Genomic DNA, 25,224 nt, shown 5'->3' with positions numbered 1-25,224 from the left:
TCTAAACATTATACGGTTCACTGTATGATTTTTATACACTTGCCACCAGTTACTCGGTTTTAATGCTCTCAACCGGGTTAGTACGCACGGCTTTGATAATCTGGATGCTAACCGAGAGCACAGCTACCAACAGGGCGAAGGCACAGGTAACAGCGAATATCCAAGGACTCAGGCTGATGCGATAGCTGAAGTTGCTCAACCAGTCGGTCATCACGTACCACGACAGGGGGATGGCGATAACAAACGATACCAGCAATGGTGCACAGAAGGTACGCAGCATGAGTGCCATCACCTCGTGCGAGGTTGAACCCATAATCTTACGGATACCAATCTCCTTCTGTCGCTGACGGATAAAGAAGAGCGACATACCGATGAAGCCCATCACCGAAATTACAATCGCCACAATGGTAAAGAGCGAGATGATTTTCAGCGTGTTGCGCTGTTCATCGAAGGTTTTGGCAATATTTTCCTCGAGCGACTGCACATACCACTCCATATCAGCCTCGGCTACACCTTGTTCTTTCAGCATAGCAATAAAGGCAGCCTTGGCCTGCTTGTCGCCATTGGTCTTCACCAGGAACGAAGGATATTCGAACGAATCCTTGAATTGGATGACAAAAGGCTCAACACCTTGCAACACATTGATACGATGGATATCGTTAAGCACACCAGCGATAGGTTTATTCCAAACAGTCTGTGTGGTGGTGTCGGTATATTCCATCTGGCGCATGGTTTCCTCCGTCAGATAGTAACCATCACTGGTTTGTCCATAGTCTTTCTTTTTCTTAAACCCATAAAGGTCGTAGGCCGTTTTGTCAAGGTCTAATAAGTAGAGAATCACCAATTTATCGTTACGCGTCACACTTTGCATGCTACAGCTACCAGTAGCCAACGAGGTTTTCTCGAACCTACCTATTTTCTCCACAAAAGGCATCTTCTCCAAGAGGTTTCTCACAGTTTGATGTTTGCCATCGGGAGCGTTGATAACAAACAGATGCTCTGTGTTGTAGCCCAGCGGCGCATGAATCAGATGATTCAGTTGCAACCAGATAACGAGGGCCGACGTAAGCATCACCAAGGTTACCACATTCTGCAGAATGATAAAGATCTTGCTCAGCACCATCTTGGAGCGATAGCGGAAACTGCCCTTGACGATGTCGATAGGCTGGAAACGTGAAATCTGCCACGAAGGCATGATGCCTGATAAAATACCCACCAGCAGGATGAAAGCGATGCAGACACTGACGGTACCCAGACTGATATCGCCAGCAAGGTCGATCTTGCCCTTAAACAGTTCTACAGCATCATCCTGGAAAGCAAAGGCTAAAGCCAGACCGATGGCAAACGAGAAGGCTACCATCAGGGTCGATTCAGCAATCAGCTTCAGTGAGATATCGTTCTGACTGCTACCAAAGAGTTTGCGGGTGGCCATCTCCTTGGCACGGAAGCCTGTGTTGGCAACCGTCAGGTTGATGTAGTTGCTGATGGCAAAGAAGAGGATGGCCAGCACAGCAGCCAACAGGATGCGAAGTCGCGACTTATCACCTTTCTGCATGCCCGTGCCATTGTTCTGCGGTGCAAACATCACGTCCTTGAGTGGCGTAAAAGTCAAAGGATTCTCATCCCACTTACCATAGTAATTCTTTGACATATAATCGGCGATGATAGCTTTCTTGCTATCGAGACTGGTGCCTGGGTGCAGCATGAAGAATACCTTACTAACACCATTGGGGCCATAGGCCGCTGTGTAATTCTCGAGCTGATAGCCCATCACCTGCGGATAGCGCTGCATGCTCACGATAATCTGCGTCTCGTTAGGCAGTACCGTATGATCAAAGTCCTTGGCTATCGCACTAACGGTATATACCAGCGTACTGTCGTAAGGGTCGTCGTGCCCGATACGTACATGGCGTTCGCCAGTAATCTGAACCGACTCGCCAATGGGGTTCTTATCACCAAACAGGCGCTTGGCCAGTCGCTCTGTAATCACGCACTTATCGGGTTTATCAAGTGCATAACGCTTGTTACCCTGCGTCAACTCATAGTCGAAGAAGTTGAAGAAAGTAGAGTCGGCCAGCATGATCGTACTCTTGTCGTCGCCATCTTCCACCACGCGGTCGCCATATTTGATTTTTCCACTCTGACTCATCACACAGCAAGTTTGCTCCACCTCAGGGCACATCGCTTTGATATCGGTGGCAGCCTGAGGCCACATAAAGAAATTATCCTGACTACCTATCAGAACAATCTGGTCGGCATGCTTGTGCCACGAGTCGATAGTAAACTGGCGCCAGGTGTAGTCGCCCAGCAGGATGATAAACATGAGTGACACTACAAGCCCTACCACATTGATTAATGTGTAGAGCTTGTTGCGTGAGAGAAAACGGAAATAACTCTTCATTTTTTATTCTTTATTTTTTTATTTCTGTGTAAGATAATAATCCATGTTCAGCGTATGACTCTCAACAGGTGCCTGCCACTCCAGTTGCAAATCGGTTTTGCTGCGCTGACGGGTGTAACAAGCCACGCTGGCGATGCTTTCATCGGGCATCAGGGTATAGGTAATCTTACCTACGGGCTCGTCGAAGTCGGCCTTCTTCTTGTTCCAGCGACTATAGGTGGCGGTGTAGAATCCGGCATCCAGCGAGTAGCTGTGGCGACCTGCGCACTGCCACTGGTTCTTGCGCCATACGTACTTAGTACGACTGGTAAGCATGCCATCGGCAGCATAGTTGTACTGGTAGCGGTAGATGGGCTTCAGGGTGAAGTTACCCTTGCGCTGGGGCTGTTCCTGATATACCACCATCGTAGCAATCTTGCCATCGGCATCACGATCAGCATTGTAAACAAACTCTGCGTCGTTAGCTTGAGAGACTGTGTCGAAAATCTTATCGACTGTTGCAGATGTCATTACTTGTGCATTTGAGGTCAGAGCCATCAGGCACATCATCGAGCTAATCATAAACTTTTTCATAATCGTACTTATTTAAATTGTTATTACTTTGTTTTTTTATTTTCACATTGCAAAGTTACGATCATTCTTTATTATATGCAAGCTTTTTTGAGTGCCCGGAGGGCGTTCGTCTAATCTTTATACACACTATCGTATGATTTATTTACACCACCCTGATTATTCGGTTTTGATACTCTCAACAGGATTGGTACGCACAGCCTTTATTATCTGGATACTGACAGAAAGAACAGCTACCAGAAGGGCGAAAGCACAAGTGGCGACGAATATCCATGGACTGAGACTGATGCGATAACTGAAGTTCGAGAGCCAATCGTTCATCACATACCACGACAGGGGGATGGCCATCACAAACGATACCAGCAACGGCACACAGAAAGTGCGCAGCATCAGCATCATCACCTCGTGCGAGGTAGATCCCATAATCTTACGAATACCGATATCCTTCTGTCGCTGACGGATGAAGAAGAGCGACATGCCGATAAAGCCCAAGACAGACACCACGATGGCAATGAGCGTAAAGAGCGTGATGAGCTTCAGCGTATGTTGTTGATCCTTGAATGTCTCAGCAATGCTTTCCTCAATACTCTGCACTCTATCTTCTGCAGATCCATTCAGTTTTTTCATCATCTCATCAAAGGCAGCCTTTGCCTGCTTATCACCATTTGTTTTTACCAGAAACATTGGGTACTCTTTATCCTTCTGTACTCGGATAGCAAATGGTTGTACAGGCGAAAGAACATTGACAGAATGGAACTCTTCGAGTACTCCAGCAACCGGTTCTTTTCCCCCATCATACCAACCTAATTCTCGGGCATCGATTTTATTGTCTAACTGCCGTAGTGCCTCTTCATTCAGATAAATACCGTCATTACTGGTTCCATGATTATGCTTGATTTGCAGTCCCAACAATTCGAAAGTAGTCTTGTCCATATCCGTCTCAAACATAGATACAAACTTGTCGTCACGGACAATGATATAAACACCTGTATGAAACTGATTGAATGTGCACCCGTTAAAGGTTCCTATTCTCTCTACAAAAGGCATCTTCTCCAGCTTACTTCTGACAACCTGCTCCTTCCCTTCGGGACTGATGATATAGAAGAGATTTTCTGTATTAAAGCCAAGGGGGGCATGGATAAGATGGTGCAACTGAAGCCAGATAACCAAACTGGCCGTGAGCATCGTAACAGTAATAACATTCTGTAGGATGATGAACACCTTACCAAGTACCATTTTGGAACGAAAGCGGAAATTACCTTTCACGATATCGATGGGCTGATAGCGGGTCATCTGCCATGAGGGCAAAAGACCTGAAACAATACCAACCAGGAAGATACCTCCAAGACAGAGGCTCACACTCACAATATTAATATCATCTGTGATGGCTATCTTACCTTTAAACAGACTGATGGCATCATCCTGGAAGCACAGCGCCAAAGCCAATCCTATAGCAAAAGCAAGTGCTACCATCAATGTCGATTCGGCTATCAGCTTCCACGCAATCATTCGTTGACTACTACCGAAGAGCCGTCGGGTAGCCATTTCTTTGGATCGGAATCCCGTATTGGCTACAGTTAGATTGATATAGTTGGTGATGGCAAAGAATAGCAGAGCAAGCACGGCTGTAATCAAAATATGCAGGCGTGTTTTGTCGCCTTTCTGCAGACCCTTTCCATCATTCTGAGGTGCAAACATCACTTCTTTGAGCGGCGTTACACTCACCTTATATTCTCCGAAAGGAATGAAATAGTTATTGACTATATAGTTATCAATGGTTTTCTTCTTGTTATCGAGAGTCATCCCTGGACGGAGCATGAAGAACACCTTGCAGGCACCTGCATTACTGAATGCATAGGAGTAGCTAGGAAACTCTGCACTCAGCATCTGTGGATAGCGTTTCATATTAGCGATGATCTGCGTCTCGTTAGGCAGCACTGTATGGTCGAAGTCCTTTGCAACGGCACTGACGGTATATACCAACGTGCTGTCGTAAACAGTATTTCCTGGTTCCACATCATACTCGCCTACAATCTGTACTGATTCGCCAATAGGATTCTTATCTCCAAACAGTCGGTGAGCCAGTCGTTCTGTGATGACACATTTATCTGGGGAGTTTAAGGCTGTTTGACGACTTCCTGTCTCCAACTCAAAGTCGAAGAACTGGAAAAAAGTGGAGTCTGCCACCATGATGATGCCATTTTCGTTTTCGCCGTCCTTCACCTCCTGCCGACCATACTTGACTTTTCCCCTCACACTCATCACACAGCATTTCTGCTCTATCTCAGGACACATCTCCTTAATCCTATCTCCAGCCTGAGGCCACATGGAGAAACTTGTCTGGTCCCCCACCAGATAAATACGATCGGCATTCTTGTGCCACGAGTCGATGCTGTACTGGCGCCAGGTGTAATCGCCCAGCAGGATGATAAACATTAACGACACTACAAGCCCTACCACATTAATTAATGTGTAGAGCTTGTTGCGTGATAGGAATCGAAAGTAACTTTTCATACGGTTTTATGGTTTATTCGTTCTTAATGTTGTTGATAGGATTCTCGGTTGCGGCGCGCCATCCCTGCAGGGCGGCAGTAAGCACATTTACTACCAGCACGATGATCAGCGAGAGTACCAACGGCGTGAACTGCATCTCTACATGCAAACCTGATATACTGCCTGCCGTAGGTGCCAGCCAGTAAGCCAACGGGATAGCAATGATGGCGGCTACCAGCGACTGTACAAACACCGTTCGTAACAAGTGCAGGGTGATACTGCTTACTTCGGCACCAAACACTCGGCGCACAGCAATCTCACGCCTACGCTGACCTACGAAGTAACTGTTCATCGCCATCAGTCCCAGGATAGCTATCAGCAAGGCCACAAACGTAAACACGGTAAGCACACTCAGGAACCGCTCGTAATCCTCGTACCATTCCTGATGCTTCTGACTCAGCGAATGAACCTCGGAAGCCTCATGACCAGTCAGCTCCTGGAACAAGGTTTTCATCTTTGCCTCTACCCGCTCGCGATCGCCATGATATTTCACAATCGTCATACGTGGCGAGCCGTACATACGCTGCACAAAACTGGTGGTGTCGTTAACATATTCATCCGTTTTCAACATCATGATAGGTGTGGGATGCATCTCCTCGTTCATCACGGTCTGATAGATAATATCGGGATAAACAGCCGAAATAGTCATATTGAAGTGACCACTGGTGCTCACTATCTCTCGGGTATCATCACTCTTACCAAACTGGCGCAGTAACTGGTGGTTCACACCTACTCCATTATCCGAATAAGTCTTCTCAGGATGCAGGTTCAAGATATTGAAGAAACAGCTGTCGCCCATCAGGTAGCGCATACTTACCACTGTACCATCGTCGGCCTGGGTGGTATTGTTCTCCAGAAAATCGAGCGGTGTACCATAGCCATAGCCCACGCCATCAACCTCGGGCATCTGCAACAACTTCTGACGATAGGTCTGACGCTGTGTCAAACTCAGGTTATTAATGCCCCAGGTTTCCAGGATATTCTCGTGATCGTAACCTAAGGGCTGACGCATCTTTTCACGAATGTTGCCACTCAACAGCAGGGTAACGGTGAGCATCACGATGGCAAACACAGCCTGAATCACCATCAGCACATGGCTCCAACGCTGACGAACACGGCGACGGAAAGTGCCACGAACGATATCGATAGGCTGATAGCCACTGAGTATCGAGGCGGGCACAAAACCTGCCAACGCACCTACCACAGCAATGATAAGCACAAAGCCGATGATTGTAACGATGCCAGTATCCTTCAACAGATCCATCGGACAGGCGGCCATCTCAATAGCCTTATCCTGCAGGGCAAGGGCTACCAGATAAGCCACACCAAAAGCGATGGCAGTAAAGAAGATGCTCTCGCCAATCAGCTTCAGGAATACCTGCAAACGCGACAGACCTAACAATCGGCGTGTAGCCATCTCCTTCGAACGCTCTGTGGTGAGCGACACACTCAGGTTGACATAATTAAAGATGGCGAACACCAGCACCAACAGGGCTATCACCACATAAAGATGAGCCATATCGCGATTGCCGTGGTTCAGGTCGCCCGACTGGAATGAGCATTCCTTGGCATCGTAATACAGATTGGTCAGCGATGTAAGCACCACCTTCTTTACAGCATCCATACGATAAAGCCAAAAGAAGGTCTTCATATACTCGCGCATCGCGTCGGCCTTACTGCGCAGGTCGCAACCCTCTTTCTCCATCAGAAACAGTACCGTACTGCCGGCATTGGTCATCTCCTCGGTATAAGCCGAATAGTTAAAATGCTTATGACTTTCGAGGTTCACCACGCACTCATGACTGCTGGGGATGACAGAGCGGTCGAAATCGTCCATCACACCGCTGATGGTATAGGTGACATGCCCGTCGGGATCGTTCTTATCACCCAGCACCACCTCCTTGCCTACTGCATCGCCCTCGGGCCAATAGCGTTCGGCAAACTTCTTGCTCACCACCATCTGGTTGGGGGCTTCGAGCACTTTATGCTTGTCGCCAGTCAGCAACTGGTAGTCGAAGAACTCAAAGAAGTTAGGTGCAACCACCAGGATATCAGTATTTACCTCCATGCCACGGATATCAAACATGGCATTATAACCAGAGACAGAGCACCAGCCCTCGATTTCTGGGAAACGGTCCTGCAATTTCTGTCCCACACGGAAGTGCGACATGGTAAACTCCTCGTTGCCCAATGCGAAGATACGCTCGCCACGGGTCTGGAAGTTTTCTACCGATGTCTGACGATAAATCAAATCGCCCAACAGCAGCAGGAAGGCCATCGACAGGCACAGGCCCACAATAATAATAATGGTAAACAGGCGATGGCGACCCAGGAACTTAAAATAGCTTTTCATAACGCTTTACTTAATCACTAACACTTCGTTATCCTTAAATGCTTCGTAGCCACTGGTAACTACTCGCTCACCAGGCTCCAAACCTTCGAGAATCTCGTAGTACTGTGGGTTCTGGCGACCTACACGGATGTTACGACGATAAGCCTTAGAGCCACTCTTGTCGAGTACAAATATCCACTGTCCACCTGTGGTCTGGAAGAAGGTACCACGAGGGATGATGATGGCCTGCTCGGGCTGACCCAGTTCCAGGTCGATATAATAGGTCTGACCAGAACGGATGTTCTCAGGGCGCTCGCCTTTGAATACGAAATCACAACGGAACTTACCATCGCGCACCTCGGGGTACACCTTGCGCACCTGCAACTGGTACTGCTTGTCGCCACGGGTAAAGGTAGCCGAAAGACCTGGACGAACGCGGTCGATATAATGCTCGTCGATGCTGGCCTGCACCTTGTAGTCAGAGAGGTCGTTCAACTGACCAATCTTCTGTCCAGGCTGAATGCTCTGTCCTAACTCCACATCCAGTAGTCCCAGTTCGCCATCGATAGCCGAACGTATCTCGAGCTTATCCTTACGCTGGCGAACCAATACCACGTTCTTACGCATGTTCTGGAGATTGTCCTCCATCTGGTCCATCTGCACGGTGCGATAGATAGAGTCCTGCTTCAGGCGCTTGGTAATGAGCGAGCGCTTCTTGGCAGAGAGCTGGTAATCCTCCTGCGACTTGATGTAATCCTCCTTGCTAATCAGTTTCTCGGCATACAGACGCTTGTTCTGATCGTAGGTACGCTGTTTGCGATGGGTGTCCATATCCAACTGAGCCTGTTCGGTCTGGTTGTTCAGACGGTCCTGTTGCATAGCCACCTGGGTGTTACGCAGCAGGTTCTGCTTCTCGGCCAGTTCGGCCTCGGCATTCAGAATCTGCAGGTCGAGGTTCGAGTTGCTCAATCGAACAATCACATCGCCCTTGTGCACCATCGTACCTTCTTCAACCACCTTCTCCATCACGATACCACCTTCTTCGGGCGAAATCTGTACTATCTGGATGGGCAGCACCTGTCCGTTGGTACGTACATAGTCCTTGAACTCGGCACGCTGTGCTTCGCTGATGGTCATCTCGTCCTTGCTCACCTTGAGCGTCGAGGCATGGTTGCCGAAAATCAGCCAAGCTAACATAACTAACAACAAGCTACCGCCTGCTGCGTATGGCCAATACTTCTTCAGTTGCTGACTCTTAGTTTTTTCGATTACTCTGTCCATATTGTTTCTCCTTTATAATATCTTACTAATTGTTCCTTTACCATAGCCATGAGCTGACATTGCAGCAGGGTGGCTTTTGAGTTGAGTAGCTGTGCCGATGTGGTATGCAGATCGATGGCTGTTGCAAGTCCCTCTTCGAACTGTCGACGGGTAAGCTGATAGGCGATGCTATCGGCCTCAACCTTCTTCTCCATCTGTATGGTCTGCTTCTGATAGCCCTGCCAGTCCTGCCAAGCCTCGCTACTCAGTTTGGCCAGTTCCAGTTGTTTCTGGTCGTAAGCCTCCTGGGCAATCTTGTAGTTATTCTTGGCCTTGCGGATGCTGGTGAGCGTCTGCAGACGGTTGAACAGAGGGATATTGACTGATATACCCAGATACTCACCCATGTTGTTCTTCATCTGGTTGCGGAATGTCTCCGCAGCATCGTTATGTAGCGTTTTGTAATAAGTGGTGCTCAGGCCCGCACTGAGAGAGAGTGACGGATAAAGAGAAGCGCGAGCCTGATGCCACTCATGTTTCGATGTCTGCATGCGATAACGGGCCACCTGCAGTTCGGGGTGATCGGTGTTGGGTGTTGGGTGTTGGATAGCACTATCAGCCATCACCAATCCACCATCACCTACCACCTTAATACTATCACCCAAGGGATAGTTCATGGCCTTTTTCAGTTCCAATATAGCCGAGGCATAAAGGTTCTGCTGGCGTGTCAGTTCGTAATCGGCCTCAGCCTGTTGCGATTCCACCTGAGCCACATCAGCAGCACTCTTTCGCCCCACCTCTTCAAGCACTTTTACCTGCTTGAGCAACAACAACGTTTCTTCTACTTTCTCCTCGGCCATTTTTACTAATCCATCGTAGTAAGCCACGCTGGTATAGGCCTGCAGTACGTCGAGTGCCGTCTGATCCTGACGCTGGCGCAGACTGGCGCGTCCCATCAACTCGCTGGCCTTAGCGGCCTTGAGGGCATGCAGACGACTGAATCCGTCGAATACTGGCAACGACGCCGAGAGTTGATAGCCATTATAAAAGGTACTCACATCGGTATAGCCGTTGGTCTCTGGGTCGATGGCACGTCCAAAGTTATACTGGGCACCGATGTAGCCATCCACAGAAGGCAGGAAATTACCGATAGCACCGGTCTTCGATGCCTTATAGTTGTCGAGTTCCAACTCGGCCTGTTTCACCTCGTGATTATGCTGCACCGCATACTGCATGCATTGCTGCATGGTCATCTGTTGCGCCTGAACCGAATTCAAACACAGAGATACAGAGATACAGAGGATGATCGACTTTTTCATATCGCGTTATTTTTGATTTCATTGCAAAGATAGGGTAATAAATATTACCTGCCAAGCAAAAATAGGGCTCCAAAGGCTGATTGTCTAAAATTTATACACCCTTTTGTATGACTTTTATACAATTCTTCGTATCTTTGCACACAAAAATTACATTATGAACAAGTACGGAACCATATTAATCGTTGATGATAACGCGGCCATCCTTACCGCTATGCGTTATCTGCTTGACGGCACTTTCGAACAGGTGCTGACCTCGACCAACCCCGATGACATTCTGAAACTGATGGCCCAGCAAACCGTTGACATCGTAGTACTCGACATGAACTTTACCCTTGGTGTAAACAATGGTAACGAGGGGCTTTTCTGGCTTCGCACCATCCGCAAACAACACCCAGAGACACCTGTGGTACTGCTCACAGCCTATGCCGACATTAACCTGGCGGTAAAGGGACTGAAGAACGGTGCCGCCGACTTTATCACCAAGCCTTGGGACAACGACGAGTTGCTACGCAAACTGAAGGATGTGCTGGATATGCAGAACGAAATCGTCAGTCTCGACGAAGTGGAACAGGAGCATATCCGTCGCACCATCGACCACTGTCATGGTAATCTCACGCAAGCCGCCCAGTTGTTGGGTATCACCCGTCAGACTCTTTACAACAAGATGAAGCGACTTAGTTAGTTGATAGTTGACAGTTGATAGTTGACAGTTGACAGTTATGGTTACCTTGTGTATTATTATAGGTGTGGTACTGGTAGTGTTGGTGATAGCCATTGTGCACCACCAGCATAAGTTGCGATTGCGTGCCCACCTGATGAAAGAGGCCATACGCAATCAAGACTTCTCGTTTCGCCTGCCCACCAACAATCTGTTACCTGGCGAGCGTGCCATGCAGGAGGCGCTCAACGAGCTGGGCGAGAATATCCGTCAACAGATGAACAAGAACGAGGTAGAATCGTGGGAGCGATTAACCCGTGTGCTTACCCACGAGATGATGAACGCCACTGCACCTATCACCAGCATCAGTCAGTCGTTACTGAGCCGTCCCGACGTAAAGGGCACACTCCTCGAAGATGGTATCAAAGCCATCTACGACACCTCGCGCCATCTGAGCGATTTCGTAACCACTTATCGTAAGATGTCAGAACTCGAAAAGCCAGTCCTTTCCGAAGTGCCCTTGCGCCCTATGCTCGACGAGCTTTGCAAAACCTATCAGCAGTTGGCTTGGACCATCGATGTGCCTGCCGATACTATCTTAAAAGCCGATAAGGGCATGCTGCGACAGATATTGATGAACCTCATCAAGAACGCCATCGAGGCCGAAGCCACCAAGATTATCATTGAACTCACCAACCAGCCATCACCTAACACCCAACACCCATCACCTATCACCCTACTTATCGGCAACGATGGCAGTCCTATCCCTGCCGAAAATCGTCAGTCGCTGTTTGTGCCATTCTTTACCACCAAGCGCACAGGTAGCGGCATCGGCTTGTCGTTAAGCCGACGAATGATGATACAACAAGGTGGCATGCTGGATCTGGCAGAAAAGAATCTACCAGGTTGTCATGTTACGTTTGTACTCTCCTCAATCTGAGTGGTAGGCCAGTTTACCAAAAACAGTTTTTCGGTAGCACGTGTAAAAGCGGTGTAAAGCCAGTGGATATAGTCGGGCGTCAACATATCGTCCGTCATATAACCTTGGTCGATATACACATGCGCCCATTGTCCGCCCTGCGCCTTATGACAGGTAACGGCATAGGCAAACTTTATCTGCAGGGCATTAAAGTATTTATCTTTCTTCAGTTGCTTAATACGGTCGGCCTTCAGGGGAATATCGGCATAATCTTCCATTACCACATTATACAGCTGTTCCTGTTGTTCGCGCGACAGAGCAGGCGACTCGGTAGTCAGCGAATCAAGAATCACGGTAGCCGTGAGTTCGTAGCTATCGTAATCGGGTAGCGTCATCGTTACATCAGCAAAGCGGAACCCGAATAGTTCTTGTACATTGCGTACACGCTGCACCACAGCGATATCGCCGTTGGCCAGGAACGATATCTCCTTGGATTGTTCAGTCCAGTAATAGTTGTTCTTCACAATCATCAGTTGGTCGCCACGACACAGTTCGTCTTCGCGATCCAACACCGTGTTTCGGATACCCTGATTGTAGATGTTAGCGCGCTTGTTACTACGGGTAATCACCATCGTCTCGTCCATCCCCACTCGACTATAGCTGGTGGCCAACGATTCTATCAGCTCATCGCCTGGCACACGCACAATATCAGCAAAGCCCTGGAATCGGATTTTGGGCAGAATCCAATCGTCAATCAGCGTTCTGATACGGGTAGCATTCCACAAGATCCCCGAGTCCTCGCTCTGTCTCAACACCTGATTCAGGTCGCACTCGTACACTTTCATACCGTAGGCACGTAGCACATCGCTCATCAGCGCCGGACTCTCATCCTCGCCCACAGGTGGCAACTGGGCCTTATCGCCCACCAGCACCATACGACAGTTCTGTCCACTATACACAAACTGCATCAGGTCGTCCAACAGGCATCCGCTACCAAACGCGCTCTCGCCATAGCCTTGGTTGGCAATCATCGATGCCTCATCTATCATAAACAAGGTATCGCGGTTATTGTTGAAGTTCAGATTAAAGGCCGAGATATCGCCAGCCGATTTCTGACGATAGATACGACGATGGATGGTGTAAGCCGGATGACCAGCGTTGAGTGCAAACACCTTTGCTGCACGGCCTGTTGGGGCCAACAGAATCATCTTCTGTTTCAACACATTCATCGCCCTTACGATGGCACCCGCCAAGGTGGTTTTACCCGTACCTGCCGAACCACGCAGAATCATCACCACATGGTCGTCGCGGTCGGTCATAAAGAGCGAGAACACGTCGATGGCGTGCTCTTGTTCGGCCGTAGGCACCATGCCCATAGCCTCCCGAATGCGGAATTTAAACTCGTCGCTAATCATTTCGGCCACAAAGGTACGAAAAATTAAACATTAAACATTAAACATTAAAAAAAAAGTAGTATCTTTGCACCCAGATATGCATATCAACAACAAATTAGTGAATATTGTGCTGGCTGTGATAGCAGCGTGCTTGCTTGCGCTGTGCGTGGCCAGTGTGATGAACGTGAAGTAGATGGACGCGAAGACAACAATCATACGCATAGGGCGCAACACGCTCTCATTCACCGCACTCGATGTTGCCAACACCGTGCACCCCATCGACTATCGTCCGTACGTGGTTCGTGGCGGTATCTCGATGTCGGCCAATCTGCGCGAGGCATTCAAGACAGGCGACTATGTAGACGAGGATACTGCCAAGGTTTTTATCATGGTAGATACCCCTTCGTTGCTGGTACCCATCGAGCAGTTCGACGAGAACGATATGGAGGCGCTCTTTTCGTATTCGTACCCTCCTGGTCAGGAAAAGCGTGTAATACTGTACAACGTATTGCCCGACCTGAAGGCCGTTTGCGTCTTCGCCATCAACAAGAATCTGGATACGGTTATCAAGGACCGTTTTGAGAGTGGCTACAACTTTGTACATGCCCTTACACCTGTTTGGCGCCAACTGCATCAGCGTAGCTTTACTGGTCATCGCAACAAGCTGTATGGCTACTTCAACAGCAAGAAGCTTCATATCTTCAGTTTCCAGCAGAACCGCTTTAAGTTCTGCAACACGTTTGATGCCGCCCATGCACACGATGCTCTTTACTATCTGATGTACGTGTGGAAGCAACTGCGACTGGAACCTGAGCACGACGAACTGCATATCCTAGGCAACATACCCGAAGAAGAGTGGTTGCTGCAGGAGTTAAAGCGATTCCTGCACAACGCCTACCTGATTAATGCTACGGCCGAATTCCCCGATTCGCCTGCTAGCAGCATCAAGGGTATGCCCTACGATTTAATAACCTTTATATCACGCGGACGATGAGAATTATTACAGGTATCTATAAGGGGCGACATTTTGATATCCCCCGCTCGTTCAAGGCACGCCCTACCACCGATTTTGCCAAGGAGAACATTTTTAATGTACTGAACAGCTATATCGATTTCGAAGGTATCAACGCCCTCGACCTGTTTTCGGGTACTGGTAGTATCTCGCTCGAGCTGGTATCGCGTGGTTGCGAACATGTGGTAAGTGTTGAGATGGACCGCGACCATCACAAGTTTATTACCGAATGTCTGAAAAAGCTTGATACCGACGTTTGCCTGCCCTTGCGCGGCGATGTGTTCCGCTATATCAAATCGTGCAAACAGCAGTTCGACTTTATTTTTGCCGATCCCCCTTACGCACTCAAGGAACTGCCCACCATCCCTGGACTGATTTTCGAGAAGAACCTGCTGAAGGATGGCGGTATCCTGGTGTTCGAGCATGGTAAGGAGCACGATTTTTCTAACGCCCCACACTTTGTAGAGCATCGCAGCTATGGTAGCGTAAACTTTTCGATTTTCAGAAAAGAGGCGACAGCATCCTTGTAACACTCTCCCACAGGCGTACCAGGAAATTGTTACGCATGCGTTTCTTCAGGTCCTTCAGCAGCACACTCTGCTCAAGGTCGCGTAAGAAAATGGTTTTCATTCGCATAGCCACACCTTCGTCGAAGAAGAAGATGTTGGCCTCGAAGTTATTCTCGAAACTACGGAAATCGAGATTGGTTGATCCACAGGTGGTGATAGCATCATCGCACACCAGCATTTTGGAGTGCAGGAAACCAGCCTCGTACAAACTTACCTGTACTCCCGCCTCAAGTACCTCGCGCAGATAGCTCCTGCTGGCCCACTCCACAAACTTGGCATCGCTGCGACGCGGACAAATCACTCGCACATCCACACCACCCAAAGCGGCTGTTTTCAGGGCAAACAGCACCGAATCGTTTGGCAGGAAATAAGGCGTTTCGAGATACAGATAACGCTTGGCACCTAAGATAATGCGCACATAACCCTGCATAATCTCAGGGTAAGGCGTGGTAGGACCGCTGGTAACCACCTGTGCCAGACAGTTGTTGTTGATATCCTCGCATCGTGGATAGTACTTTTTATCCGACAACAAGGTACGATCCACAAAATACCAGTCAACCAGGAACGCACGCTGTAAGGCATGCACACCACCTCCGCTAACCCTCAGCATGGTGTCGCGCCAAGGCATATCGCCAGTACCTTTTACGTAGCGCTGGGCAATATTCATACCACCGATATAGCCCACCAGACCATCAATCACAATAATCTTGCGGTGGTTACGATAGTTCACCTTACTGGTAAACGACGGGAATCGCACAGGCATAAACGAGCGCACCTCGATACCCGCCTCGCGCATCCGTTCAAAAAAGCGATGGTGCACATTCCAACAACCCACATCATCGTAAATCACCTTTACCTCAACACCCTCACGGGCCTTGTCAATCAAGGCATCGGCCACCAACATGCCCAGGGCGTCGTCGGCAAAAATATACATATCCAGATGTATGTGATCCTTGGCCTTGCCGATATCTTCCATCAATTCGGCTATAAACTGATAGCCATCGGTACAGATATCCACCAGGTTGTCCTTAAAAGGCAGCGACAGGTTCTGGTTAATAAACAAGTCAATCAATGGTTTGTGGCGCTCGGGCAGTCGCAGGTTCTGTTGCTCAGCAAACTCCAGCATCGAACGCTTGGTAAGCTGGTTCATCGAACGTTCGCTCACATAGCGCTCCTTGCGATGGTTAATGCCAAAAAACAAATAAAAGACGATGCCCACCACTGGCACAAAATAAATCACCAGCGCCCAAGCCATCGTCTTTGCAGGTTGACGGTTGTCCATAATCACGTGTACCACCGCCATGATAGCAATGATCTGGTACACTATGAATATGATATTCAGCCAACTCATCATCCTAACTTCGTCCTAATTTATTTGCCACTTCTTTGTAAATCTTATCAACGTCGTTTAATTCCTTGAGTACTGCCATATAGTTATCCTTACAGTTCTTCAGCGCGTCCTTCAGTTCCTTCACCTTGGCACCCAGGCAGTAATAACGGAAGTCGAGCACAATATGCTCAACATGCGCCCGCAAACCGCCCTCACGTTCTTTCAGTTGGAATCCCTTACCCAGCTGATATGAATCCACAGCCATGCTGGCCGCTATCGAACTGATTTCGTAATCAGTATGGCGCGTCAGGTATTCCTCGGCCTTAAAACCTTCTTCGCCGCAATGGGCCACCACCTCTTGCAGAATCTTGTTATATACAGGCTTACTGAAACTAAGTCCGTCCTCGCCCATATCGTAGCTGATAAACTGTGCTACCGAGAGGTTGATGGTTTGCCCGTCTTCGGTCTGAAGGTTTTCGTAGATAATCTTCTCGCCATCGCGAACAATGGTTTTTATCAACAGGTCCTCTACCTGCTGAATCTGATCGCTGATGGTATGCAGACCGATAGCCATGGGCTTGCCCTGCGCCTCGCGCTCCTGTTGGATGGCGTTCTGTGTCTGCTCGCGATTGTATTCCTTTTCCTTCTCCTCGCGATCGCGACTAATCATGCCGTTCATCGATTGGAGCAGGGTTTCCTCCTTGATGCCCAAACGGCGCGACAACTGGGTCAGATACTCATCGCGCAACAGGTTATCATCCACCACCGAGATACTCTTCACAATACCACCGATAGCCTCCGAACGCTTCACGGGGTCGCTCACGTTCTCAACCGTCAGTTTGGTTTTGAACGAGATAAAGTCCTCGGCATGCTCTTCGATATACGCCTTAAACTCCTGGGCGGTATGCTTACGTGAGAACGAATCCGGGTCGTCGCCATCGGGCAGTAACAGCACTTTTACCTTCATGCCTTCGGCCAACAGCATATCTGTTCCTCGCATGGCGGCATGGATACCGGCCTCGTCGCCATCATACAGCAGGATGATGTTAGGCGTAAATCGTCGCAGAAGTTTTATCTGATATTTCGAGAGAGCCGTACCACTGTTGGCTACCACATTCTCCAGTCCGCACTGGTGCATGGCAATCACATCGGTATAGCCCTCAACCATATACACACAGTCTTCCTTGGCAATGGCTTTCTTACCTTGGTACAAACCATACAGCTCGCGCTCCTTGTGGTAGATTTCCGAGTCGGGCGAGTTCACGTATTTCTGTTGCACACCCTTGGTACGCGCATCCAGCAGTCGTCCACCAAAGGCCACCACCTTTCCACTTACGTTGAACCAGGGGAAGATAACACGACCCGCATAGCGATCGTACACACCCTTCTCGCCTTTGATACACAAGCCCGTCTTAATCAGGAACTCCTCCTGATAGCCCGCTTTCTTAGCGGCAATATCAAGCGCATCGCGCTTTGAAAGCGAGAAACCCAGATTGAACTTCTCCACAATATCATCGCGGATACCACGACTACGGAAGTACTGGCGACCGATGGCCACACCGTCGGGATCGTTGTTCAGCACATCCTTAAAGTAGTTCATGGCCCACTCGTTAACAATGAACATCGACTCACGGTCGCTCTGCTCACGTTTCTCCTCCTCGGTCAGTTCCTTTTCCTGTATCTCGATATTGTATTTCTTGGCCAGCCAGCGCAGGGCCTCGGGATAGGTAATCTGCTCGTGCTTCATCAGGAAGTTGATGGCCGTTCCGCCCTCACCACACGAGAAACACTTGCATATCTGCTTGGTTGGCGACACCATGAACGATGGCGTTTTATCGTCGTGGAACGGGCACAAGCCTTTATAGTTAACGCCCGATTTTCGCAGCGTTACAAACTCGCCCACCACGTCAACGATGTTCGTGGCATCAAGTATCTTGTCTATCGTTTGTCTGTCAATCATCCTACTTATCGTAAGCGTGTACAGGATAATCAGTAGTATAGTGCAAACCGCGACACTCCTTGCGCTCCAAAGCCCAACGTGTAATCAGATAGCCCACGTTAATCATGTTACGCAATTCGCAGATATCCTTCGAGGCCTTTACACGCTTAAACAGGCGCTCGGTCTCCTCGTAAAGCATATCCAGACGGTCCCAGGCACGATGCAAACGCAGGTCGCTACGCACAATACCTACGTAGTTCGACATAATCAGGTTTACCTCCTTCACGCTCTGGGTAATCAGCACCTTCTCCTCGTTGGTCAGTGTACCCTCGTCGTTCCACTCAGGCACCTTCTCGTTGAAGTCGTAGAAATCCACATGCTCCAGCGAGTGCTTTGCGGCCGTCTCGGCATAAACCACTGCCTCAATCAGCGAGTTGCTGGCCAAGCGGTTACCACCATGCAAACCAGTGCACGAGCACTCACCAAGGGCATACAGCTGTTCTATGCTGGTTTGTCCGTTCAGGTCCACCTTGATACCACCGCACATATAGTGGGCGGCAGGACGAACGGGGATATAATCGGTAGTGATATCGATACCCATCGACAGGCACTTCTGGTAGATATTGGGGAAGTGCTTGCGTGTCTCGGCAGGATCCTTATGGGTCACATCCAGACATACGTGATCCAAGCCGTGAATCTTCATCTCCTTATCGATGGCACGTGCCACGATATCACGTGGTGCCAGCGACAGACGCTCGTCATACTTCTCCATAAACGTCTCGCCATTAGGCAACTTCAGTATGCCACCATAACCACGCATAGCCTCGGTAATCAGGAAGGCGGGATGCGTTTCGTTAGGGTTATGCAGCACGGTGGGGTGGAACTGTACAAACTCCATATCAGCCACCGTACCCTTGGCACGATACACCATAGCGATACCGTCGCCTGTAGCAATCACGGGGTTCGATGTGGTCAGATACACAGCACCGCAACCACCGGTACACATTACGGTCATCTTAGCCAGATAGGTATCCACCTTCTGGGTATCAGGATTCAGCACGTACGCACCATAGCAGTTAATGTATGGCGAACGACGTGTAATTCTGGCACCTAAGTGGTGCTGGGTGATAATCTCCACCGCAAAGTGGTTCTCCTTAATGTCGATATTGGGATTGTTGCGCACAGCCTCCATCAGTCCGCGCTGTATCTCGGCACCCGTATCATCCTTGTGGTGCAGAATACGGAACTCAGAATGTCCGCCCTCGCGATGCAAATCAAATTTGCCATCGTGATTCTTATCAAAGTTCACGCCCCAGTTTACCAGTTCTTTAATCTGTTCGGGCGCCATTCTTACTACTTGTTCTACGGCTTTGGGGTCGCTGATGTAGTCGCCCGCAATCATCGTGTCTTCAATGTGTTTCTCGAAGTTATCCAGTTCGAGATTGGTAACCGATGCCACGCCACCCTGAGCAAACGATGTGTTGGCCTCATCCAGCGAGGTCTTGCATATCATACACACCCTACCCTTGTTGGCGCGAGCCACCTTCAGTGCGTAGCTCATACCGGCCACGCCAGCTCCTATCACCAGGAAATCATATTTGTATACCATGTGCTGATGTTATATTTTGTCACAAATCTGCTGCAAAATTACTTAAAATTTCCAATATTCTTTGCATCTTATCAATTTTTTTGTAACTTTGCAGCAAATAGACACCAAACTCATTACACCAATGAAACAACTAGCGCTTATAATCATGCTGATGGTTCCGATGGTGGCACTGGCACAACAGACTACCGTAGGTGGAACCATTATCGACGAGAAATCGGGGCGCCCATTGCCCCAGGTGAGTGTTTCTGCTGGCCGCATCTCTGTGGTCACAAACGAGGATGGTGCCTTCCTTCTAAAACTGGGCGATAAGCCCGCAAACATCACGGTATCGCACTTAGGTTACAAAACCAAGAAAGTGGCATTACGCGCAGGCGAGACCGAGAACCTGAAGATAAAACTTCAACCCACCACCATACAACTGCGCGAGGTGGTGATACGTACTGGTAATCCACGCGACATTGTAGAGATCGCCATCAAAAAGATTCCCGAGAACTACAGTCGCCAGCCCGAGTTGCTCAAGGCGTTCTATCGCGAAACAGCCATGAAGCGCAAGCACTTCATCTATGTAGCCGAGGGTGTGGAGGACATGTACAAAACCAGCTACACACGCGGTGTAGGTCGCGACAGAGTGGCTATCATCAAAGGTCGCCGACTGCTCAGTCAGAAACAGGGCGACACCCTGGGCTTAAAGGTCATGGGCGGTCCGGTACTGCCTGTACAGCTCGATGTGGTAAAGAACACCGAGTTACTGCTCAACCAGGAGGATATGGATGCCTACAGCTACAGCTGGGGCACACCCGAGATGATCAACGACCGCCTGCAGATGGTGGTTCTGATAGAGCCTCTCTTCAGCAAGGAGTATGCGCTGTATCATGGCAAACTGTATATCGACAACGAGCGCCTGGCATTTACCCGCATCGAACTCAGTCTCGACATGAGCGATAAGGAGAAAGCCACCCGCACCATGTTGGTGCGCAAGCCGTTCGGTGTGAAGTTCAAGCCACGCGAGCTGTCGTGTGTAGTCGATTATCGCTATACCGACGGTATTACACGCATCAGCTATCTGCGCAACACCTTTAAGTTCAACTGCGACTGGAAGAAACGTCTGTTCAGCACATCGTTTACCGCCACCTGCGAGATGGCCGTTACCGATAGCCAGTCCGAAGGTGTACAGCCCATCGTCAGTCGCAACTCGTTCGACTCGCACGATGCCTATTACGACAAGGTAGAATATTTTATGGATCCAGAATACTGGAACAACTACAACATTATAGAACCCTCAGAATCGCTGGATAAAGCGATACGCAAACTGGTATCAACTTACCAGCGCAATTGATTAGGTAGAAATTTAAAATGAAGCAGAATATAAGGAATTGGATTTTTTCACTCTTATTGGCAGGTACGGTAGGCAGTTTGCAGGCGCAAACGGTCGATACACTCGTAGTAGATACCTGCGCCACAGATACCATCGTTGAACTGCCCTGGCCACAGAACCTGCAGGCCCGGTTAGACACACTTACCAGCGATAAGATGTTCGACTATACCCAACTGGGGCTGATGGTTTACGATATCACTGCCGACTCAACCCTTTACACCTATGGTGCCAAACAGATACTGCGCCCAGCCTCAACCATGAAGCTGCTCACAGCCATCACCGCACTCGATCAGTTAGGCATCAAGCACAAGTTTCGCACCTCACTTTACTACACAGGCGAGGTAGTGGATAGCGTGCTGGTAGGCGATCTGTATTGTGTGGGCGGTATGGATCCCTTGTTCGACACTACCGATATGAAGGCTTTCTCGGCCAGTGTTAAGGCATTAGGCATCCACACGGTGAAAGGCAAACTGGTAGATGTAAATACCTTTAAGGATCAGGACCTGCTGGGCGAAGGCTGGTGTTGGGATGATGATAACCCATCGCTCAGCTCACTGCTCATCAATGGCAAGGACGATTTCATCAGTCAGTTCGCACAACAGCTCGATAAGGACAGCATCTTCCCCGATGGCCCTGCCGAATATGCAGCCCTGCCAAAGGATGCCGTTCTGCTATGCCAGCGTAGCCACTCGTTAGAGGATGTGCTGGTACCGATGATGAAGGACAGCAACAACCTTTTTGCCGAATCGATGTTCTATCAGATTGGTGCCGCTACAGGCGCCCGTCCGGCCAAGTCGTCGCATGCCCGCAACGCCATCAAGCGCACCCTGCATAAGGCCGGCATCACAGGTTCGCATTATAAGATAGCCGATGGTAGCGGACTCTCGCTTTACAACTATGTAACCCCCGAGTTGCTCACCAAACTGCTGGTTTATGCCTATCGCCACCCCAGCATCTATCGCTACCTGTACGTATCGCTACCCGTAGCAGGCGAGGATGGAACTCTGAAGAAACGCATGAAGGATACCCCTGCACAAATCAGCGTGCGTGCCAAAACGGGTACCCTCACTGGTATATCATCGTTGGCAGGCTATGCTGTAGCCACCAACAACCATGTGTTGGCATTTGCCATCATCAATCAAGGCGTTATGAAGAACGATCAAGGACGTGACTTTCAGGATAAAGTATGCACAGCGATGTGCAAATGACATTAAACATGAAACATTAAAAATTAAAGATTAAACATTAAAAGATTAACGATTATCATGAAGAAAGAACAGATACTAGTTAGAATTACAGGTCAGGATCGCCCAGGCCTTACCGCCTCAGTAATGGGCATCCTCGCAAAATACGATGCACAGATTCTCGACATCGGCCAGGCCGATATCCACTCTACCCTGTCGCTGGGTATCCTCATCCGTATGGACGAGACAAACTCAGGTCAGGTAATGAAGGAGTTGCTTTTCAAGGCCACCGAGCTGGGTGTGCAGATAGGTTTCTCGCCTATTAGCGACAATGAGTATGAGGACTGGGTAGGTCATCAGGGTAAGAACCGTTACATTCTCACCGTGATGGGTCGCCAGTTAGAGGCACGCCAGATTGAGGCCGCTACCTCGGTAATTGCCGAACAGGGACTGAACATCGACTCTATCATCCGTCTTACCGGTCGTAAGAGCATCAAGAACCCCGCCAAGCACACCCGTGCCTGCATCGAGTTCTCGCTGCGTGGCGAGCCCAAGGACCGTCAGGAAATGCAGTCGAAACTGATGAAGCTGTCGAGCGAGATGGAGATCGACTTCTCGTTCCAGCTCGATGACATGTTCCGTCGCATGCGCCGTCTGATTTGTTTCGATATGGACTCAACGCTGATTCAGACCGAGTGTATCGACGAGCTGGCCGAGCGCAATGGCGTTGGTGCACAGGTACGCGCCATCACCGAGAGTGCCATGCGTGGCGAGATCGACTTTAAGGAGAGTTTCACCCGTCGTGTCAGTCTGCTCAAGGGTCTCGACGTGAGCGTGATGCAGGAGATAGCCGAAAAACTACCTATCACCGAGGGTGTAGATCGTTTGATGACTACCCTGAAGCGCTATGGTTATAAGATTGCCATTCTCTCAGGAGGATTCACTTACTTTGGCGAATACCTGCAGCGCCGTTATGGTATTGATTATGTATATGCTAACGAACTGGAGATTGGCCCCGATGGCAAGCTCACAGGTCGTTATGTGGGCGAGATAGTAGATGGCCATCGCAAGGCCGAACTTCTGAAGTTGATTGCCCAGGTTGAGAAGGTGAACCTGGCACAGACCATTGCTGTGGGTGATGGCGCCAACGACCTGCCAATGATCTCAGAGGCCGGTTTGGGTATCGCTTTCCACGCCAAGCCCCGTGTGGTGGCCAATGCCGAACAGAGCATTAACACCATCGGTCTTGATGGCGTACTCTATTTCTTAGGATTCAAAGATTCGTATCTTGGCGACCAAGGTGTGATGTAAATGAACGCGGATTTTTCTACTACACTACTTAATTGGTACAAGGAATATGGTCGTGATTTGCCCTGGCGGCAAACTCACGATCCATACGCCATCTGGCTCTCCGAAATCATCCTACAGCAAACGCAGGTAAAGCAGGGCTGGGATTACTGGACCCGCTTTATGCACCGCTGGCCCACCGTAGAGGCGCTGGCATCGGCTACCGAGGATGAGGTGCTGCGCGAGTGGCAGGGACTGGGCTATTACAGTCGTGCCCGCAACCTGCACTTTGCCGCTAAGCAGATTGTGGCCATGGGGCATTTCCCTGATACGTTAGAGGATATCAAGAAGCTGAAAGGCGTTGGCGATTACACTGCCGCGGCCATCGCCAGCTTTGCCTTTGGCATCCCTGCAGCAGTGGTAGATGGCAACGTTTATCGTGTGCTCGCCCGCCACTTCGGCATCGACACTCCCATCAACACCACCGAGGGCAAAAAGGTGTTTGCAGCGCTGGCCCAGGAGCTACTCCCCGCCTCCGCCGCAACATACAACCAAGCGATTATGGACTTCGGTGCCATCCAGTGTACCCCCGCATCGCCCAACTGCATGTTTTGTCCGCTCGTAGAGTCCTGCGTAGCCTTCCGTTCAGGTACGGTTGCCGAACTCCCTGTAAAACTCAAAACGCTCAAAGTTACCGAGCGTCATCTGGCCTATGTCTATATCCGGTGCAATGGTCAAACCGCCATCCATCGCCGTGGTCCCGGCGACATCTGGCAAGGGTTGTGGGAACCCTGGCTGGTAGAATCACCAACCCAAATCCCTCATGATACTGTGATACTGCGTAAGAATGTGAAGCATGTGCTTACCCACCGAGTGCTCTATGCCGACTTCTATCTTTTAGAAGTAGATGAGCGCCCGAAGCTACCTGCTGATTATATATGGATAAAAGAATCGGAGCTCGACGATTACGCCAAGCCCCGACTTATTGAGAAACTGCTCAGCAGCCTTTTGCCTTCAGATAATTAGCAAATATCCTTGCTGCACTCTCCACTTTCGCAGCACAAGGACGCGACTTGTAATATTCCGCAGTACGCTCCGAGGCTACATAATTGTTGTGTGCTTTCTCGTAGCCTTTCAGTCCCAGAATCTCTGCGCAGATGATACTGCCATTTTCTGCTTTCGATTTGGCCAGCAAATCCTGCACCACCTTATAGCAGGCCGATTTACCCTCACGGTCGCTACCTTCAGTCTGTCCACAGTCCAGGCCCACCAGCATCACAATCCCCGATACGGCACCACACATCATACGCAGGCGTCCCACGCCACCGCCAAATCCTGCGGCTATCTTCTTAGCCAGGGTATCGTCAAGCCCATACAAGTCGGCAAACGCTGCCACCACACTCTGGCAACAGCCATACCCTTGCATAAAATTATCTACTGCACGATCAACTCTCTCGTCTAATTCCTTATCTGTCATCATCTTCTATCAAAACCTGTTTATAAAAACTCGGCG

Annotated in this window: 19 protein-coding genes; 8 read left to right on the top strand and 11 right to left on the bottom strand. The window is 49.5% G+C overall.

Going from position 1 to position 25,224, the window contains the following annotated elements; genetic code table 11:
- Positions 1-49 precede the first annotated feature (49 nt).
- From T499_RS0102210 to T499_RS0102185, 6 genes are all read right to left on the bottom strand, one after another.
- Positions 50-2,401: an ABC transporter permease gene (locus tag T499_RS0102210; protein ID WP_033149577.1), complete on the bottom strand. Its 2,352-nt coding sequence runs from the start codon at positions 2,399-2,401 to the stop codon at positions 50-52.
- A gap of 18 nt (positions 2,402-2,419) precedes the next feature.
- Positions 2,420-2,974, bottom strand: a complete 555-nt coding sequence (locus tag T499_RS0102205) for a DUF3836 domain-containing protein (protein ID WP_033149576.1) — start codon at positions 2,972-2,974, stop codon at positions 2,420-2,422.
- A gap of 156 nt (positions 2,975-3,130) precedes the next feature.
- Entirely contained in the window at positions 3,131-5,485 is a 2,355-nt protein-coding gene (locus tag T499_RS0102200; protein ID WP_084162856.1) for an ABC transporter permease, read from the bottom strand.
- Between the two features lie 13 nt (positions 5,486-5,498).
- Positions 5,499-7,877 carry an ABC transporter permease gene (locus T499_RS0102195; RefSeq protein ID WP_033149574.1) on the bottom strand — a complete coding sequence of 793 codons (2,379 nt, stop codon included), beginning with the start codon at positions 7,875-7,877 and terminating at the stop codon, positions 5,499-5,501.
- 6 nt (positions 7,878-7,883) lie between these two features.
- Complete coding sequence (locus T499_RS0102190; protein ID WP_033149573.1) at positions 7,884-9,137, bottom strand: efflux RND transporter periplasmic adaptor subunit; 1,254 nt, start codon at positions 9,135-9,137, stop codon at positions 7,884-7,886.
- A complete protein-coding gene (locus tag T499_RS0102185) occupies positions 9,125-10,435 on the bottom strand; it encodes a TolC family protein (protein ID WP_033149572.1) in 1,311 nt (436 codons plus the stop codon). The genes T499_RS0102190 and T499_RS0102185 overlap by 13 nt, the downstream gene beginning before the upstream one ends.
- A 154-nt stretch (positions 10,436-10,589) precedes the next feature.
- Between T499_RS0102185 and T499_RS0102180 the strand changes: the two genes are divergently transcribed.
- Positions 10,590-11,117, top strand: coding sequence for a response regulator transcription factor (locus T499_RS0102180; protein WP_033149571.1), 528 nt, complete (start codon positions 10,590-10,592; stop codon positions 11,115-11,117).
- Between the two features lie 37 nt (positions 11,118-11,154).
- Entirely contained in the window at positions 11,155-12,033 is an 879-nt protein-coding gene (locus T499_RS0102175) for a sensor histidine kinase (protein WP_157054477.1), read from the top strand.
- On the opposite strand, the gene T499_RS0102170 is transcribed toward T499_RS0102175, so the two are convergent.
- Positions 12,003-13,427 carry an ATP-dependent DNA helicase gene (locus tag T499_RS0102170; protein ID WP_033149570.1) on the bottom strand — a complete coding sequence of 475 codons (1,425 nt, stop codon included), beginning with the start codon at positions 13,425-13,427 and terminating at the stop codon, positions 12,003-12,005. The two genes, T499_RS0102175 and T499_RS0102170, sit on opposite strands and share 31 nt — an antisense overlap.
- Before the next feature lie 172 nt (positions 13,428-13,599).
- Here T499_RS0102170 and T499_RS0102165 point away from each other — a divergent pair, with 172 nt between their 5' ends.
- Together T499_RS0102165 and T499_RS0102160 are read left to right on the top strand one after the other, a co-directional pair.
- Positions 13,600-14,400 carry a DUF3822 family protein gene (locus T499_RS0102165; protein WP_033149569.1) on the top strand — a complete coding sequence of 267 codons (801 nt, stop codon included), beginning with the start codon at positions 13,600-13,602 and terminating at the stop codon, positions 14,398-14,400.
- On the top strand, positions 14,397-14,948 hold the full coding sequence (locus tag T499_RS0102160; RefSeq protein ID WP_013065358.1) for an RsmD family RNA methyltransferase: 552 nt from the start codon (positions 14,397-14,399) through the stop codon (positions 14,946-14,948). Before T499_RS0102165 ends, T499_RS0102160 begins: the two co-directional genes overlap by 4 nt.
- On the opposite strand, the gene cls is transcribed toward T499_RS0102160, so the two are convergent.
- From cls to nadB, 3 genes are read right to left on the bottom strand one after another with little or no spacing between them, the layout of a single operon-like run.
- Positions 14,920-16,338, bottom strand: coding sequence for a cardiolipin synthase (gene cls, locus T499_RS0102155; protein WP_073047130.1), 1,419 nt, complete (start codon positions 16,336-16,338; stop codon positions 14,920-14,922). The two genes, T499_RS0102160 and cls, sit on opposite strands and share 29 nt — an antisense overlap.
- A 4-nt stretch (positions 16,339-16,342) precedes the next feature.
- The gene (gene dnaG, locus T499_RS0102150) at positions 16,343-18,277 is read right to left on the bottom strand and encodes a DNA primase (RefSeq protein WP_033149567.1); all 1,935 of its coding nucleotides are present in this window, start codon (positions 18,275-18,277) and stop codon (positions 16,343-16,345) included.
- 1 nt (position 18,278) lies between these two features.
- Positions 18,279-19,865 carry an L-aspartate oxidase gene (gene nadB / locus T499_RS0102145; protein WP_013063265.1) on the bottom strand — a complete coding sequence of 529 codons (1,587 nt, stop codon included), beginning with the start codon at positions 19,863-19,865 and terminating at the stop codon, positions 18,279-18,281.
- A gap of 121 nt (positions 19,866-19,986) precedes the next feature.
- On the opposite strand from nadB, the gene T499_RS0102140 reads away from it, so the two are divergent.
- Genes T499_RS0102140 through mutY form a run of 4 tightly spaced genes read left to right on the top strand, consistent with a single transcriptional unit; the run spans position 19,987 to position 24,737 of the window.
- The gene (locus tag T499_RS0102140; RefSeq protein WP_033149566.1) at positions 19,987-21,201 is read left to right on the top strand and encodes a carboxypeptidase-like regulatory domain-containing protein; all 1,215 of its coding nucleotides are present in this window, start codon (positions 19,987-19,989) and stop codon (positions 21,199-21,201) included.
- 17 nt (positions 21,202-21,218) lie between these two features.
- Complete coding sequence (gene dacB, locus T499_RS0102135; RefSeq protein WP_033149565.1) at positions 21,219-22,448, top strand: D-alanyl-D-alanine carboxypeptidase/D-alanyl-D-alanine endopeptidase; 1,230 nt, start codon at positions 21,219-21,221, stop codon at positions 22,446-22,448.
- 57 nt (positions 22,449-22,505) lie between these two features.
- Entirely contained in the window at positions 22,506-23,735 is a 1,230-nt protein-coding gene (gene serB, locus T499_RS0102130; RefSeq protein ID WP_033149564.1) for a phosphoserine phosphatase SerB, read from the top strand.
- Entirely contained in the window at positions 23,736-24,737 is a 1,002-nt protein-coding gene (gene mutY, locus T499_RS0102125; protein WP_033149563.1) for an A/G-specific adenine glycosylase, read from the top strand.
- Here mutY and T499_RS0102120 read toward each other — a convergent pair.
- Positions 24,709-25,188: a C-GCAxxG-C-C family protein gene (locus T499_RS0102120; RefSeq protein ID WP_033150124.1), complete on the bottom strand. Its 480-nt coding sequence runs from the start codon at positions 25,186-25,188 to the stop codon at positions 24,709-24,711. The two genes, mutY and T499_RS0102120, sit on opposite strands and share 29 nt — an antisense overlap.
- Between the last annotated feature and the right edge of the window lie 36 nt (positions 25,189-25,224).

Origin of the sequence: Prevotella sp. RM4, from assembly GCF_000701965.1 — a bacterium.
GTDB lineage: Bacteria > Bacteroidota > Bacteroidia > Bacteroidales > Bacteroidaceae > Prevotella > Prevotella ruminicola.
This window is presented reverse-complemented; position numbering and strand designations above follow the sequence as displayed.